Genomic DNA, 13,119 nt, shown 5'->3' on the forward strand with positions numbered 1-13,119 from the left:
CGTCAGCGGCGCGGCAGGAACCGTACCGAGGGACGTCCCTGAGGCCCGTCCGGGGTGACGACCGCCCGGACCCCGTAGACGTCCTCGATGAGCTCCTCGGTGATGACCTCGGCCGGGGTGCCGCCGGCGATCACCCGGCCCGCCTTCATCACGGTGATCCGGTCGCAGAACATCGCGGTGAGGTTGAGGTCGTGCAGGGCGATGACGCTGGTGAGGGGCAACTCGGCGACCAGGGCGAGCAGTTCCAGCTGGTGCTGGATGTCCAGGTGGTTGGTCGGCTCGTCCAGCAGGAGTTCGCGGGGCCGCTGGGCCAGCGCGCGGGCGATCTGGACCCGCTGGCGTTCGCCGCCGGACAGGGTGTGCCAGGACTGGGCGGCCCGGTCGGTGAGGCCGGTGCGCCGCAGGGCGTCGGTGACGGCTTCCTCGTCGCCGCGGTCGGGGGCGGACCAGGCGCGGCGGTGCGGGATGCGGCCGAGGCGTACGACGTCCAGGACGCTGAGGTCGACCTGGGTGCCGGCGTGCTGGTCGACCACGGCGATCCGGCGGGCCACGGTGCGGCGGCCGAGGCCGGCGAGGGGGTCGCCGTCCAGGATGACGGTGCCGGTGTCCGGGGCGAGAAGGCCCGCGAGGATCCGCAGCAGGGTGGACTTGCCGGAGCCGTTGGGGCCGAGCAGGCCGACGGTGGCGCCGGGCGGCGGGGCTATGTCCACCCCGTCGAGGATGAGCCGGCCGCCGGCCTCCCGGCCGACCCGGTCGGCGCGCAGCCCCTCGGAATTGTTCATGGCGTGCTCCGGGTGCGGTACAGGACGAGGACGAACGCGGGGACGCCGATCAGCGCGGTGACCACGCCGACCGGCACCTCCTGCGGGTCCAGGACCGTACGGGCCAGGGTGTCGACCCACACCAGGAAGACCGCCCCGGCGAGTGCGGTGACCGGCAGCAGACGCCGGTGCCCGGAGCCGGTCAGGGCACGGGCCACGTGCGGCAGGACCAGGCCGACGAAGCCGATCGCCCCGGCCGAGCTGACGAGGGCCGCGGTCAGCAGGGCGGTGGTGCACAGCAGCACGATCCGGGTGCGGGCGACGTCGACGCCGAGCGCGGCGGCGGCGTCCTGCCCGAAGGCGAAGGCGTCGAGCGTACGGGCGTGGGCCAGGCACACGGCCAGGCAGACGGCGAGGACGGCGGCGCACAGGGCCACCTCGCTCCAGCCGACCCCGCTGAGCGAGCCGAGCAGCCAGAAGAGCACCCCGCGGGTCTGCTCGGCGTCGGCGGAGGTCATCACGACGAAGGAGGTCAGGGCGGAGAAGAGCTGCATCGCGGCGACACCGGAGAGCACCACCCGGTCGGTGGTGGAGCCGAGTGTGTGGCTGAGCAGCAGGACCAGGGCGAACGAGCAGATGGCGCCGACGAAGGCCCCGGCCGACAGCGACACCGCTCCGCCGCCGACACCGAGGACGACCACCACGACTGCCCCGGTGGAGGCCCCGGAGGAGACGCCGAGGACGAACGGGTCGGCGAGCGGGTTGCGCAGCAGGGACTGCATCACCGTGCCGCACACCGCGAGCCCGGCGCCGCACACGGCGGCGAGCAGGGTGCGCGGCATGCGCAGGTTCCAGATGATGCCGTCCCGGATCGGGCTCAGCTCCGAGGCGCCGAAGCCCAGATGGGAGGCGACGGCGGACCAGACGTCGGGGACGGAGATCCGGGCGGGCCCGATCGTGACGGCGACGGCGACGGAGAACAGCAGGAGCAGGAGCCCGCCGGTCCAGAGCAGCGCCCGGGCCGACGCGCCCACCCGTCGTACCTCGGCGGGCCGCTCCACCGTCAGGCTGCCGCCGCTCACCCCGCGAGCCCGAAGTCGCGCAGCCCGGCGGCGACACGCTCCAGGCCCTCGACCGTCCGGATGGTGGGGTTCATCGCCTGTCCGCTGAGCAGCACGTACCGCCGGTTCCTGACGGCGTCCATGGTCCTGGTGACCGGGTTGGACTCCAGGAACTCGATCTTCTTCTCGGCGCTCTCGGCCGTCTGCATCGTGCGGCTCAGATCGCCGATGACCAGGACGTCGGGGTTGCGGTCGGCGACGGTCTCCCAGCTGATCTGGGGCCATTCGTCGTGGGTGTCGTCGAAGACGTTCTTCGCGCCGAGCTCCCGGGTGATGACACCGGGGGCACCGCAGCAGCCCGCGAGGTAGGGGGCCTTGGAGTCGGAGAACCAGTAGAGGAGGGAGGCCTTCGAGGCCTCGACGCCGTCGGTGGCCTTGGCCACCCGCGCCTGGAGCTTCCTCACCAGGGCGTCGCCGCGCTCGGGGACGCCGAACACCTCGGACAGCTCACGGACTTCGGTGTAGACGCTGTCCATGGTGAGGGGTGCGGTACGGGCTCCGTCACCGCCGCCACCGTTGTCCTTGCCGACGCAGTCGGCGGGCGAGATGTAGGTGGGGACACCCAGCTTCTCGAACTGTTCGCGGGGGGCGACACCGCCCTTGGCGAGGGTGGAGGCGAAGGAGGCGCTGAGGAAGTCGGGCTCCTTGTCGAGGACCTTCTCCGAGGAGGGCCGGTTGTCGGAGATGCGCTCGACGCCCTTGTTGGCCTTCTCCAGGCCCTTCATGACCGGGTCGCTCCAGGTCGCGGTGGCCGCGAGCCGGTCGGCGAGGCCGAGCGAGAGGAGGATCTCCGTCGATCCCTGGTCGACCGAGACGGCCCGCCGGGGCGGCGCCTTCACCGTGACGGTGCGCCCGCAGTTCTTGAGGGTGAGCGGGAAGCCGTCGGCCTTGGCGCCGCCGTCGGCGGAGGAGTTGGTGGTCCCGCCGCCGCAGGCGGTGAGCAGGACGACGCCGGCCGCGAACAGGACGGCGGTGCGTATCGGGGCAGGGGTGGCCTTGGACAGCACGGAGGACCTCGGTGTCTCTGGGCCCAGCCGCGGAGCCCGTCGTACGGTGCCCGAGCCCCGGTGCGGGGCGCGGGTGCCAGCAGGTCTTCGGACTCGGGTTCGTCCGGGCGGGACGCCTTCCCGGAGCACGTGTGTGCTCCAGTGGCCGTGGCCCCGCCCGTCCCCCTCACCGCTGCGCGTCAGTTCCGGTCTCGCACCGGATTCCCTGACCCCGTCGCTGGGGTTCGACTGGCCCCGGCAAGCTATCACGGGTCTTCGCGCAGCTCAGAGCCGGTGCGCGGACCACTCCCCCGGCGGGCCGGTGCGGCGCGGGATCGTCCCGCCGCACCGGCCCGGCTCGCTGCCGTGAAGCCGGCGGACTCCCTTACGGGGCCTGGAGCGCGATCACCGCGTTCTGCCCGCCGAACCCGAAGGAGTGGCTGACGGCCCGTCGTACGGGCAGCGCACGCGGGGCCTTGGTGACGCAGTCGATGGCGAACGTGGGGTCGGGGGCGTCCAGGTTGGCGATCGGCGGGACGATGCCGTGCTGGAGCGTCAGGACGGTCAGCCCCGCCTCGATGGCACCGGCCGCCCCCATGCAGTGGCCCAGTACGCCCTTGGGGGCGGTGACGGGCGGCCGGTGCGGGTAGGCCCGGCCGATGAGGGCGGCTTCGGTCGCGTCGCCCTGGGGTGTCGAGGTGCCGTGCGCGTTGACGTGGTCGACGTCCTCGGCCCGCCAGCCCGCGTCGGCCAGCGCCGCGTCGACGGCCGCCCGCGCGATCTGCCCGGAGGGGTGCGGGCTGGTGGGGTGGTGGGCGTCGGTCGTGGCGCCGGTGCCGGCCAGCAGCGCCCGGGGGGCCGCTCCTCGGGCGCGGGCGTCCTCCGCCCGCTCCAGGACCATGATCGCGGCGCCTTCGCCCATGACGAGTCCGGCCCGGTCGATGGCGAAGGGGCGGCACCGGCGGGCGGGGTCCCCGTCCCGCGGCGCCGCCGCACCGGAGCGGGCGAAACCGGTCATGGCGACCGGGAAGACGATCGACTCGGTGGCGCCGGCGATCGCGATGTCGCACCGGCCCAGCGCCAGCATGTCGCGGGCCACGGAGAGCGCGGTCACCCCGGAGGAGCAGGCGGTGCACGGTGCCAGGCTGGGGCCCGTGGCCTTCATCTGGATGGCGATCTCGGCCGCGGGCATGCTCGGGATGGTGAGCAGGATGCCCGAGGGCGAGGTGGCCTCGGGGCCCCGCCGCTCCAGGGCGACGGCCTGTTCGGTGAGTCCGGCGGATCCCCCGCTGCTGGTGCCGACGACGACGGCGACGCGGGCGCCGTCCCAGTGGGCGGGGTCGAGTCCGGCGTCGGCCACCGCCTCCCGGGCGGCGAGGACGGCGAACTTGACGTACCGGCCCATGCGGAAGGCGCTGCGGCCGCCGACCGCCTCGTCCAGGTCGATGCCGGAGACCGTGCAGGCGAAGTCGACGGCGCAGCCGTGCAGTTCGGGGACGGTGTGCGCGAAGGACTCCCCGCGGCAGACCCCGTCCCAGGTGGTGTCGGTGGTGTGGCCGGCCGGAGTGATCATCCCCAGGCCGGTGACGGCGATGGCGGGTCGGTTCATCGGGTGTTGCTCACCGGGACCGCACCGCCCGCCGCCCCGCCGCCGACCGCAGCGTCGATGAACGCGGTGATGTCGGCCAAGGTGGCGTCCTTGTAGAGCTTCTCGGAGTCGGCGGCGACCCCCAGGGTCTCCTTGATGATGACGGCGAACTCGGCGACGGCCAGGGAGTCCATCTCCAGGCTGTCCATCGTGGACTGCGGCAGAATCTCGGCGGCGGGCACCTTGAACGTCGCGGTCAGCACCTCGGTGATCTTCGGGTGGATGGTCGTCATGGTCGTTCCTCTCATCGGCGTCTTCCTGGGGGGCGGGTGGCTCGCACAGCGGCCCCGCCCCCGAAATAACTGGACGACGATCCTCCGGTTACGCCCTGGGGCGAACCGATTCGTCTGCGCTCACCTGCGGCTTCTCGAACCATCGGGCAAGCACCGATGTGGTCCCCCAGTACGCCAGCAGCACGCCCCAGGTACCGAGCGCCGCCACCTTCTCGCGCAGCGGACGCCGCCGCCTGCTGCCGCAGGCGGGCCGCCGGAAATCCGCCGTGCGGCGCCCGGGGCCCGGCCTGCGGCCCCGGTGCCAGGAACCCTCCGGGTCGTCGTACGCGTCCGCGTAACCGGGTCCGGCGATCGGCCAGTCCGACATCAGGCTTTCGGGCAGCGCGAACGACGCCACCAGGTCGGGGGCGTGCCGGGCCACGGTCGTGATGAGGTGCTCCACCGCGTCGGGCAGGAGGGTGACCTGATCGGCGGTCAGCCGTCCGGCGGCGAGCAGGTCACCGCTGTTGCGGGCGATCCACTGGAGGGCGAAGAGCCGGTGCAGTTCGGTCAGCCGCTCGCGGGCCGGCCCGTCGGGCAGGGCGGCGGCGGCCTGCTCGTAGGCCTCGCCGGCCTGTCGGTAGCCGTACGCCTCCACCCCGCGCAGCGCCGGCCCCGAGGCGGCGTTCCAGCGGCCGAGCGGGTCGCCGGACGGGGCGGCGCTCATCCTCTCCCGGGCACGGTCGAACCAGATGTCCTCCACCGCCGCGAGCAACCGGCCCAGGAAGCGGGGATCGTCCAGCTCCCCGGTCGCCTCCTGCGCCTCATCCCGGACCGTGACGCCGAACAGCATCTCGGCGGCGGCCTTGGCGTGGACGGCGAGGTTGTCGCCCTCGGCGGTGATCGCGCCCTCGATGCCGGTGAACAGTTCGGTCATGCCGTTGTTCTCCAGCAGCCCCTGCGCTCCGCAGCGCTCCCGGCACTCGACGATGACGCCCCGCGCCTGCCAGGTGATCCACCCCTTGGCTACGGCGACCAGGCGCTCCGCCTCGTCCCGGTCGGCGGCGGGGGCGGACTCCCAGCGGTCCAGCACCCTGCGGTGCAGGAGGCTCATGGCGAAGACGGTGGCCATCGCCCCGGCGAGCGGGCCGTGGTGGGTGCGGTGGGCGTAGACCGGCACCCGCCGGCCGGCGCGCGAGCCGGAGACCAGCCGGTGGCCGGCGTACCGGATCGCGAGGGCGAGGGTGACCCGGGCGGAGCCGACCGCGCAGGCGCTCATGGAGAGCTTGCCGGGGGTGACCCGCCCGATGGAGAGCAGGAACCGCCTTCTGCGGTTGGCCAGTTCGCTGGTGAAGCGCCCGTCCTCGCCGATCCGCCCGTGTTCCCCGGCGAGCAGGGCCCCGCGCGGCACGAAGTACCGGTCGAAGGCGGTCAGGCAGTGGTCGACCGGGGAGCCCATCCGCGCGGGCAGCCGGCGTACCCGTACGCCGGGCAGGGCGCTGATGTCGTCGGTGAGGGGGGCGAGGAAGAGGAAGACCCCGTGGTCGGCGCCGTCGACGAGGAGCCGGGCGGCCACCACGCCGGTCTTGGGCCCCCCGGCGGGGCTGGTGTTGGGCATGAACTTCTGCGCCCCGGCGTGCGGGGTGTGCAGGACGAAGCCGTCGCGTTCGTGGTCGTACGTCGCGGTGGTCTCGACCGCCGGCGCGTCGTTGCCGTGCGCCACCTCCGTACAGAGGAAGGTGCCGATGCTCCGTAGCTCCAGGAACTCCGAGAGGTCGCGCGGCGTCCCCGGGTCGTGGTCGAGGAGGCTGCCGAGGAAGAGGTTGTAGTGGATGCCCGCGACGGTGGTCAGCGCCGGGTCGACCGGGCCGAGCCATTCGTGCAGGGCGGCCAGCGCGCGGGGGTCGGCGGCGAGCCTCGCGCCGCTGTCGAGCGTGTCGTTGAGGATGCGCAGCCGGTGGTAGGAGAGGGCGAGTCGTTCGTCGGGGGTGCCGCCACCGGATCGCCGAAACGGTTCTGTTGTGAGCAGTCGACGCCAGGACCCGTGCTCCTGGCGGAAGTTGTCGCCGTAGAGGACTCGGGTGAGCAGCTCACCGGTGGAGGGCGGGGGCGGATTATGCGTGGATAGGGTCACGACGGAGTAACGATCAAGGAACGGCGAGGACACCCCTCGCCGTTCCCGAACGGCCCTGCGGGATCAGGCGCGTTGGAAGGCAAGCGCCACGTTGTGCCCGCCGAAGCCGAAGGAGTGGCTCACCGCCCGCTCCACCCGCTGCCGGCGGGGTTCCTTCATCACGCAGTCGAGCGGGAAGGCCTCGGGGAGGGCGTCCAGATTGGCGATCGGCGGGATGAGGGAACGTTCCAGCGTCAGGACGGTGGCGACCGCCTCGATCGCGCCCGCCGCCGCGAGGGTGTGCCCGATGACGCCCTTGGGCGCGGTGACCGGCGGGCGGTGCGGGAAGAGCCGGGAGATGAGGGCGGTCTCCATGGCGTCGTTGAGGGGGGTGGAGGTGCCGTGGGCGTTGACGTGGCCGACCTCGCCCGGCGCCCAGCCCGCCTGGTCCAGGGCCGCCCGCACCGCCCGCTCGGCGCCGCGCCCGTCGGGGGCCGGGGCGGTGGGGTGGTGGGCGTCGGTGCTGGACCCGGCCCCGGTGAGCAGGGCGCGGGCCCGGCCGCCCCGAGCGCGGGCGGCGTCCGCGCGCTCCAGGACGAGCATGGCGGCGCCCTCGCCGAGCACGAAGCCGTCCCGGTCGGCGGCGAACGGCCGCGACGCGCCCGCCGGGTCGGCGGTACGGGTGGAGAGCGCGCCCATCCGGGCGAACGCGGTCACCACCAGCGGGGTCAGCACCGACTCGGCGCCCCCGGCCACCACCACGTCGCAACTGCCGCCGAGCAGCAGATCGCGGGCGACGGCGATCGCGGTGGCCCCCGAGGCGCAGGCGGTGGCCGGGGCGAGGGACGGGCCGCCCGCCTTCAGCGCGATGGCGACCTCACCCGCCGCCGCGTTGGGGATCATCATCGGGACGAGCAGCGGCGAGACCGCCTCCGGCCCGGAGGCGGCCAGCTTCGCGGCGTTGTCCACGAGGACGGAGACGCCCCCGACGCCGACGCCCAGCACCACGCCGACCCGCCCGCCGTCCCACACCGCCGGGTCGAGACCGGCGTCGGCGACGGCCTGCCGGGCGGCGACGACGGCCAGTTTCACGAACCGGGCCATCCGCCACACCGAGCGGCCGCCCACCGCCTCGTCCAGGTCGAGCGAGTCGACGGGACAGGCGAAGTCGACCGGGAGGCCGGCCAGTTCCGGCCGCCGCCGGGCGGTGGAGTGCCCGGAGCACAGCCGCTCCCAGAAGCTGTGCTCGTCAGCCCCTGCGGGGGTCACCAGGCCGACCCCCGTCACCGCGACGGCGGTTCCGGCGCCGGCTCCGGTGCCCTGATCAGCGGACTGCGACATGCTGTGTTCCTTCCGTAGAAATGGTCTGCGGGGTCCCCGGCCACCGAAGTGCCGCCGAACCCCAGGTCAATCCGCCGCCGAACGCGGTGAGCAGCACCCGGTCGCCGCCGCGCAGCACCCCCCGGCCCGCCGCGTCGGCGAGGGCGAGGGGGATGGAGGCGGCGCCGGTGTTGCCGACCCGCTCCAGATGGGTGACGCAGCGCTGCGCCGCGATGCCGACCCGGTCCGCGACGGCGCGCAGGATCCGGGCGTTGGCCTGGTGCGGCACGAAGTGGTCGACCTCGGCCGGGTCCCAGCCCACCCGCTCCAGCAGCACCCGGCACGAGCCGGTCATCCGCTCGACGGCGTGCTGGTAGACGGTTCCGCCCTGCATCCGGAAGTACGCGTCCGACAACTCGGGCGGCTTGCCGCTCGCCCGGGCCCGGGCGCCACCGCCGGGGACGGTGATCAGGTCGTGGCCGGTACCGTCGCTGCCGAGGTCGAAGGCGAGCAGCTCACCGGGGTCGCCGGTCCGCCCGGCCGCCACCAGGGCCGCGCCCGCCCCGTCGCCGAAGACGACACCGGCCGAGCGGTCGGCGGGGTCGAGCCAGGTCGAGTAGACGTCGGCGCCGACCAGCAGGATCCGCTCGTAGAGGCCGGAGGCGATCAGCCCGTGGCAGAGGGCGAGCCCGTAGACGAAGCCGCTGCACACGGCGGCGATGTCCAGCGCCGGTACGGTGCCGAGCCCGAGCCGGGCCGCGAGGGCGGGCGCGGTCCCGGGGCAGAGGTGGTCGGGCGTCGCGGTGGCGAGGACCACCGCGTCGACGGGGCCGGCCGCCCGGGCGCCCGCGAGCAGCCGGGAGGCCGCCTCGTAGGCGAGGTCACCGGTGGCGGCCCCGGGGCCGGCGCGGTGCCGGCTGCCGATGCCGGTGCGGCGGCGGACCCAGGCGTCGTCGACGCCCCAGTCGGCGGGGAGCCGCTCGTTGCCGACCGGCTCCCCCGGCACCCAGCCCGCCACGCCCTCCAGCACCGCCGTGCGCCTGCCGCCGCCCGTCGAGGCGCGCTCCTCGGCTCGCGGCCCGGCCTCGCTGCCTGCTGTCCGTCTGCTCGCCACCCGCTGCCCCGATCCCGTTGTCATACTGCGGCCGGTTGACGAACGGCGGGGCGCCTGGCGAGGGTGCGTTCGACTGGGCCGAACGGGTCATGACGGTTGGTCAGTTTAGGCCGAGCGCCTCCCGGAGCTCCGCCGCGTCGGGCGGGTTGGCGCCTGCCCGGGAGACGGTGACGGCGGCTGACGCCACCGCGTGGCGCAGTACGTCGGTGACGGTGTCCCGGTCCACGGTGTGCAGCCGCTTCCGCGCTCCGGTGCCGAGGAGACCGTGCGCGGCCAGCGCGTGCAGGGTCCCCGACATGAACGCGTCGCCCGCGCCCACGGTGTCCACCACGTCGACCGATGCGGCCGCCACCGTGATGCGGCCACCGGGCAGCACGGCGAGGGCCCCGTCGCCGCCCCGGGTCACCAGCACGACGGCCGGCCCGTGCTCCAGCCAGCGCGCCGCCGCCTTCTCCGGCTCCTCCCCCGGATACAGCCATGCCAGGTCCTCGTCGCTCGCCTTGACCAGGTCGCTCAGCTGGACGCACTCCTCGACCCGGCGCACGGCCGCTTCGTGGTCGCCCATGAGGTCGGGCCGCACGTTGGGGTCGTAGCTGACGGTCGCGGTGGCCCGGGCGGCCCGCACGACGTCCAGGGCCGTGGCCGCTCCCGGCTCCACCACCGCTCCGATCGACCCGGTGTGCACATGGCCCGGCGCGGGCTCCACGGCGACGGGGGCGAGGGTCCAGGAGATGTCGAACGCGTAGGTGGCCTTCCCGTCCCCGTCCAGGGTGACGGCGGCCGACGGGGTGGCGGCGGTCGCCCCGTCGGTGCGGACGGTGACTCCGGCGGAGGCCAGGTGCTCCCAAATGAGCCGCCCGTTCCCGTCGGGGCCGAGCTGGGTGAGGAGGGTGGCGCGGTGGCCGAGGCGGGCCAGGCCGTAGGCGACGTTGGCGGGGCTGCCGCCGGGGTGGACCCGGTCCTCCTGGTCCGGCAGCCGGACGATGTCGGCGACGCACTCGCCGACGACCAGCAGTTCGCTGTGGTCGAGCATGGGGGTCGAGTCTCCAAACTGCCGTGACGTGGGTGTCCTGGGCCTCCGCACCCATTCAGCCCGATCCTGCCCCTGCTACGGAAGCCACCTGGGGCGTCGGGCGACGGCCGGTCACCGATCGGACGCCGGTACGGCCGGAACGGGCAGCGGTCGGTGCCGTGCCTCCGCGGGCTCCCCGCTGTCCGGCAACGGTTTCGCGGGGGCGGCCCGGCGGACCCGGAGGAGGGCCACGGCCAGCACGACGGCGTCGGCCAGCAGCCAGGGCAGCGGGCCCGGCGGCAGGGTTCCGACAGGACGAAGACGACTTCGACCAGTGCGCCGAGGAGGGCGGGCACGGAGAGCGGGATGACGAGGCCGGCGGACACCTCGGCCGGCCACTCCCCCACGCCGGGGCCGAGGCCGAGCGGCCAGGGCAGCCCGCCGCCGAGCAGGGTGCCGGGCGCGAGGGCGGCCGACATCGCGGAGCTGCCGCGCGCCAGGCCCGTACGCAGCTCCGCTCCGGGGCCCGCGTGGGCGTGGACGGTGTCCACGTACGCGAAGAACCCGGCGACGGCGGCCAGGCCCGTGCCCCGGTCGGTGAGGAGGAGCACCCCGGTGGCGATGGACCTGCCGATGGGGAACCAGAAGCAGAATGTTTTCGGGGAAGTGGCGCCCGTCCTCTCAGGCGGACCGGGCCCGCAGGACCGAGACGACCTCCCGGCACCAGTCCCGGTTGGCGCGTTCGAATTCCAGCCCGCGGCGGCAGGTCAGATAGGGGCCGATCCGCTCCCCGTGGAGCAGGAACTCCGCCTCCGCCCGGTCCCCGCGCATCCCCTTGAGCAGCGCCTCGAACTGCGCGGCCTTGGTCTCGGCGAACTCCGCCCGCTCGGTGAGCCGGGCGATCAGTTCGCCGGTGTCCAGGTGGTCGGCCGCCTGGACCTTGACGAGCAGGTCGTCCCGGATGAACGACGGCTTGGCGGCGACCGCCGCGAAGCCCTCCAGCTCGGCGAGTCCGTCGTCGGTGACCCGGAACAGCCGCTTGTTGGGCCGGGTGTCCTGCACGACCTCGCGCCCGGCGACCAGGCCCGCCCTCTCCAGCCTGGCGAGCTCGGCGTACAGCTGCTGGGGCAGGGCGTGCCAGAAGTTGGCGACACCCGTGTCGAACGCCTTGGCCAGCTGGTATCCACTCAGCTCCTCGTCGAGCAGTGCCGCCAGCACGGCATGGCGCAAGGCCATCCGACCCTCTCCTCCCATCGGGACACCCGCGGAACCGCAGGCCGCCACCGCTGGACCTCTGTCCAGGAGCGCGCTTCCATGATAGTCAGAAACATGACTACTCACATCGTTGAGTAATCGCTTTTCTGACCGATGCCTTCGAGGAGACGCCATGACCACCGCAGTGGACCGCTTCCGCGCTGCCGTCGACACCCGTGACCTCGACGCCCTGGACGATCTGTTCACCGAGGACGTCCGGCTCTACAGCCCGGTGAAGTTCACCCCGTTCGAGGGCCGGCCGATGGTGCTCGGACTCTTCGGGGTCCTCCTGCGGACCTTCGAGGACTTCCGTTACGTCGGAGAGTTCGCCGGGACCGCGCAGACGAGCGTGGACGGCTCCGAGGCCCCGGCCGCGGTCCTGCTCTTCCGGGCGACCGTGGACGGCAAGGAGATCCACGGCATCGACCTGGTCCACCTCGCCGAGGACGGGCGGATCAAGGAGTTCACCGTGATGGTCCGCCCCCGGTCCGCCGTGCACACCCTCGGCGAGGCGGTCCTTGCCGGGCTCATCGCCGACGGACTGGTCCCCGCCCCGTAGCAGCGCCTACCTCACCCGGGCCGCCTCCAGCGCGTCCGCGACCAGGCCGAGGAACCGGGCGTGGTCACGGGGGCCGTACAGCGGCTCCGGGTTCCACGGGACGACCGGGGCCGAGCGGTCCCCGCTGCCGCGCAGCTCGTCGAGCGGAGCGGCGTGCGCGCGGATGTCGGTGAGGATCACGTCGGGGCGCAGGGCGAACGCCTCCGCCCGGCCGAGGGTGGACCAGTTGGCGCCCGGGCCCGGGGCCGGCTCCACCAGGTGGACGCCGAGCTCGGCAAGGACGCGCAGCTCGGGCCACATCCCGGGGCGCGCCACGTGGGCCTGGTCGGATCCGGCCGGGGAGAGGGCGACCACCCGGGGGGCGCCGGCCGGACCCACGGCGGCGACGGCCCGCAGCCGCTCCCGGGCGGCGTCGAGATCGGCGTCCGCGTCCGCGCGGTCCCCAGCGCCGAGCGAGCGGGCCAGCTCGGCGAACCGGTCCCCGATCCCGGCGAACGTACGGGCCTGGCTCACGTCGATGACGACGACCGGGACCCGCTCCTCCAGCGGCTTGGCGGTCTCCGGCGCCAGCCCGTACACATGGCCCCCGCCGTAACTCACCGCGACCACCAGATCCGGCCCGTCACCGAGCAGCCGCTCCACGTCCAGCGCGCCGCCGGCCCCGACGTACGCGACCTCGTCCAGCGGGAGCGTCCCGGCCTTGGCCCGGTCGGGCTCGGGGCCGTCGTGGTCGGAGCCGAAGATCCCCTGCGGCTGGATGCCGAGGCCCCACAGCGTCGCCCCGGCCTGGACGTAGGCGAGCACCCGCTCGGGGCGCCGGGGGGCCGCCGACACCTGACCCCGGTCGTCGGAGAAACGCCATTCGCTCTCTTCCCTCATGCCACGCACGCCCCTCTGTCACCGACTGCCCTACCGCTTGTGCGAGTTCGTACAGGTGTACTTGCCCACCCGCCCAGCGCCACACCCCTCGGCCCGGACCCCACCTTCGTACCGCCCGGCATTCGGCGCGACGGGCGACC

General features: G+C 74.2%; 12 protein-coding genes, 1 pseudogene and 1 riboswitch. Of the genes and pseudogenes, 1 reads left to right on the forward strand and 12 read right to left on the reverse strand.

The annotated features are described in order from the left end of the window. Positions 1–2: 2 nt before the first annotated feature. From ACIQAK_RS17730 to ACIQAK_RS17780, 11 genes and pseudogenes are all read right to left on the reverse strand, one after another. Positions 3–782: an ABC transporter ATP-binding protein gene (locus tag ACIQAK_RS17730; protein WP_366389447.1), complete on the reverse strand. Its 780-nt coding sequence runs from the start codon at positions 780–782 to the stop codon at positions 3–5. Beyond that, entirely contained in the window at positions 779–1,828 is a 1,050-nt protein-coding gene (locus tag ACIQAK_RS17735; protein WP_366389624.1) for an iron chelate uptake ABC transporter family permease subunit, read from the reverse strand. The genes ACIQAK_RS17730 and ACIQAK_RS17735 overlap by 4 nt, the downstream gene beginning before the upstream one ends. An 11-nt stretch (positions 1,829–1,839) precedes the next feature. Further along, a complete protein-coding gene (locus ACIQAK_RS17740) occupies positions 1,840–2,889 on the reverse strand; it encodes an ABC transporter substrate-binding protein (RefSeq protein ID WP_366389446.1) in 1,050 nt (349 codons plus the stop codon). A 60-nt stretch (positions 2,890–2,949) separates the two neighbouring features. Beyond that, positions 2,950–3,137, reverse strand: a riboswitch (cobalamin riboswitch). A gap of 116 nt (positions 3,138–3,253) precedes the next feature. Beyond that, positions 3,254–4,477, reverse strand: coding sequence for a beta-ketoacyl-[acyl-carrier-protein] synthase family protein (locus ACIQAK_RS17745; RefSeq protein WP_366389445.1), 1,224 nt, complete (start codon positions 4,475–4,477; stop codon positions 3,254–3,256). Beyond that, the gene (locus ACIQAK_RS17750; protein ID WP_366389444.1) at positions 4,474–4,749 is read right to left on the reverse strand and encodes an acyl carrier protein; all 276 of its coding nucleotides are present in this window, start codon (positions 4,747–4,749) and stop codon (positions 4,474–4,476) included. The genes ACIQAK_RS17745 and ACIQAK_RS17750 overlap by 4 nt, the downstream gene beginning before the upstream one ends. Before the next feature lie 88 nt (positions 4,750–4,837). After that, positions 4,838–6,862: an acyl-CoA dehydrogenase gene (locus ACIQAK_RS17755; protein WP_366389443.1), complete on the reverse strand. Its 2,025-nt coding sequence runs from the start codon at positions 6,860–6,862 to the stop codon at positions 4,838–4,840. A gap of 63 nt (positions 6,863–6,925) precedes the next feature. After that, positions 6,926–8,182, reverse strand: a complete 1,257-nt coding sequence (locus ACIQAK_RS17760) for a beta-ketoacyl-[acyl-carrier-protein] synthase family protein (RefSeq protein WP_366389442.1) — start codon at positions 8,180–8,182, stop codon at positions 6,926–6,928. Then, positions 8,166–9,299 carry a beta-ketoacyl-ACP synthase 3 gene (locus ACIQAK_RS17765; protein ID WP_401848320.1) on the reverse strand — a complete coding sequence of 378 codons (1,134 nt, stop codon included), beginning with the start codon at positions 9,297–9,299 and terminating at the stop codon, positions 8,166–8,168. The genes ACIQAK_RS17760 and ACIQAK_RS17765 overlap by 17 nt, the downstream gene beginning before the upstream one ends. A gap of 76 nt (positions 9,300–9,375) precedes the next feature. Beyond that, positions 9,376–10,308: a carbohydrate kinase gene (locus tag ACIQAK_RS17770; RefSeq protein WP_366389441.1), complete on the reverse strand. Its 933-nt coding sequence runs from the start codon at positions 10,306–10,308 to the stop codon at positions 9,376–9,378. Between the two features lie 290 nt (positions 10,309–10,598). After that, a pseudogene (locus tag ACIQAK_RS17775) lies at positions 10,599–10,922 on the reverse strand (MFS transporter); the annotation flags it as partial. Between the two features lie 46 nt (positions 10,923–10,968). Continuing rightward, a complete protein-coding gene (locus ACIQAK_RS17780) occupies positions 10,969–11,523 on the reverse strand; it encodes a PadR family transcriptional regulator (protein WP_366389440.1) in 555 nt (184 codons plus the stop codon). A 151-nt stretch (positions 11,524–11,674) separates the two neighbouring features. Here ACIQAK_RS17780 and ACIQAK_RS17785 point away from each other — a divergent pair, with 151 nt between their 5' ends. Continuing rightward, complete coding sequence (locus tag ACIQAK_RS17785; RefSeq protein ID WP_366389439.1) at positions 11,675–12,100, forward strand: nuclear transport factor 2 family protein; 426 nt, start codon at positions 11,675–11,677, stop codon at positions 12,098–12,100. Between the two features lie 6 nt (positions 12,101–12,106). Here ACIQAK_RS17785 and ACIQAK_RS17790 read toward each other — a convergent pair whose 3' ends face one another. Next, entirely contained in the window at positions 12,107–12,979 is an 873-nt protein-coding gene (locus tag ACIQAK_RS17790; RefSeq protein ID WP_366389438.1) for an ABC transporter substrate-binding protein, read from the reverse strand. Positions 12,980–13,119 lie beyond the last annotated feature (140 nt).

It is taken from the genome of Streptomyces sp. NPDC088706, assembly GCF_044752765.1.
Classification (GTDB): Bacteria; Actinomycetota; Actinomycetes; order Streptomycetales; family Streptomycetaceae; genus Streptomyces.